The sequence below is a fragment of the Kitasatospora sp. NPDC057512 genome, assembly GCF_042802135.1.
Taxonomy (GTDB): Bacteria; Actinomycetota; Actinomycetes; order Streptomycetales; family Streptomycetaceae; genus Kitasatospora.
Genome location: NZ_JBHVET010001063.1, coordinates 1 through 2128, shown reverse-complemented (window position 1 = coordinate 2128; position 2128 = coordinate 1). Strand labels below are relative to the sequence as shown.

Genomic DNA, 2128 nt, shown 5'->3' with positions numbered 1-2128 from the left:
GCCTCTCCGCGTACCGCGACTTCGTCGACGCCCGGGACGTGGCGAAGGCGGTCGGCCTGGCCGTCACCGCCGACCGTCCGCTCCCCCGGGTGCTCAACCTGGCCTCCGGGCACGCCCGGCAGGTCCGGGCGATCGCGGACGGGCTGGTCGCCGCGGCCGGCTTCACCGGCCGGATCGACGAGAGCGGGGCGGGCTCCGAGCGCTCGGCCGCGGTCTCCTGGCAGCAGGCCGACGTGTCGGCCGCCGCCCGGGAGCTCGGCTGGCGGCCGGAGACGGACCTCGCCGACACCCTGCGCGACCTGTGGCTCGGCACCGCCGGGCCCACGCCCGACCCGGTGGTCGCATGACCGCCGGGCAGACCCCCGACGGCCGCCTGCTGGTGCCGCTGTACGTCCACCCCGCGGTGGACCCGGCGGCCTGGCAGGCGGTCGCCGCCGCCGACCCCGCCCGGATCGCCGCCGTCGTGCTCAACCTCGCCGACGGTCCGGGCGAGTTCCCGGACCACGTCTTCGCCGAGGCCGCCGACGAACTCCGCACCGCCGGACTGCCGTTGGTCGGCTACACCGACACCGACTACGGCCGCCGCCCGCACGCGGCCGTGGTGGCCGACATCCTGACGTACCGTCAGCGCCACGGCATCACGGGCGTCTACCTCGACCAGGTCTCCACCCACCCGGGTGCGCTGGCGCACTACCGGCGGCTGGCCACGGCCGCCCGCGCGGCCGGCTGCGGCACCGTGGTGTTCGGCCACGGCGAGCACCCGGACCCGGGCTACGCCGAAGTCGGCCTGGCCGACCTGCTGGTGACCTTCGAGGGCGACTGGGACGCCTACCGCGCCATGACGCTGCCCCTGTGGACCGGCCGGCACGCGGCCTCCCGCTTCTGCCACCTGGTCTACGACGTCCCCACCGAGCACGCCCAGGACGCCGCCGCCCTGATCGCCGCCCGGCGAGCCGGCGTCGGCTGCGCCGTACCGGGGGCCGGGGAGAACCCCTGGCGCACCCTGCCGTACGGCCTGAACGCCGCCGAACTGACCTGACCCGATCCGGAGTCCGACTACCGTGAACCGCCGCAACCATCGGCAACTCCCGGCCGCCCTGGCCCTCGCCACCGCCACCGCCCTGCTGGTCAGCTCGTGCAGCAGCTCGGGATCGGAGGACGACCAGGACTCGGCCGACGGCACCCCGAGCAACTCCCCCGCGGCCACCGCGCCGAGCACCCCCGGCACTCCCGACCCGAGCACCACCGAGCCGGGCACGCCGACCCCCGCGCCCACCGCCCCCGGCACCACCGCGCCCGCCCCGGGCACGCCCGGCGGCAGCACGCCGCCCGGCTCCCCGCAGGGCACCGGCACCCCGCCGGGCAACCCGGCACCGCCGGCCGGCGCCCGCTGGCAGCCCACCCCGGGCCTCGCCTGGCAGTGGCAACTCGGCGGCGGCGTCGACCAGTCGGTGGACGTCCCGGTCTACGACATCGACGGCTTCGAGAACGACGCCTCGGTGGTGGCCGCGCTGCACGCCAAGGGCCGCAAGGTGATCTGCTACATCAACGCCGGCTCCTGGGAGGACTTCCGCCCCGACTCCGCCGCCTTCGCCAAGTCCCTCCAGGGCTCGGACACCGGCTGGAAGGGCGAGAAGTGGTTCGACATCCGCAAGCTCGACCAGCTGAAGCCGCTGATGGCCGCCCGCTTCGACATGTGCCGGAGCAAGGGCTTCGACGCCGTCGAGCCGGACACCATCGAGGCCTACAACCAGAACAGCGGCTTCCCGCTGACCCCGGACGACCAGCTCAGGTACAACCGGATGCTGGCCCAGCTCGCCCACGAACGCGGCCTGGCCATCGGCCTGAAGAACGACCTGGACCAGATCCCGGCGCTGCTCCCGGACTTCGACTTCGCGGTCAACGAGGAGTGCTCGCAGTTCGACGAGTGCGACCGGGTCGCGCCCTTCGTCAAGGCGGGCAAGGCGGTCTTCCACGTCGAGTACAAGCTCGACACGGACCAGTTCTGCGGCAAGGCCAAGTCGCTGGGCTTCAGTTCGATGCGGAAGAAGCTCGAACTGAACGCCTGGCGCAAGCCCTGCTGAGGTGTTCGTCTTCCGTCGCGCGGGTGACCCGGACGAGGGTCACC

Annotated in this window: 3 protein-coding genes; all 3 read left to right on the top strand. The window is 74.1% G+C overall.

What is annotated here, in order from left to right:
- Positions 1 to 347 (top strand): NAD-dependent epimerase/dehydratase family protein (locus ACFU6K_RS37600; protein WP_380670936.1); only part of this gene is annotated, 347 nt, incomplete at its 5' end.
- On the top strand, positions 344 to 1039 hold the full coding sequence (locus tag ACFU6K_RS37595; protein WP_380670934.1) for a spherulation-specific family 4 protein: 696 nt from the start codon (positions 344 to 346) through the stop codon (positions 1037 to 1039). The genes ACFU6K_RS37600 and ACFU6K_RS37595, both read left to right, overlap by 4 nt.
- Positions 1040 to 1061: 22 nt before the next feature.
- Positions 1062 to 2084 (top strand): endo alpha-1,4 polygalactosaminidase, encoded by a 1023-nt coding sequence (locus tag ACFU6K_RS37590; RefSeq protein ID WP_380670932.1) that lies wholly within the window; start codon positions 1062 to 1064, stop codon positions 2082 to 2084.
- Positions 2085 to 2128 lie beyond the last annotated feature (44 nt).

Bases quoted from the DNA above. Each gene is read 5' to 3' on its own strand.
- ACFU6K_RS37595 (WP_380670934.1), top strand. From the start codon at position 344: ATGACCGCCGGGCAGACCCCCGACGGCCGCCTGCTGGTGCCGCTGTAC.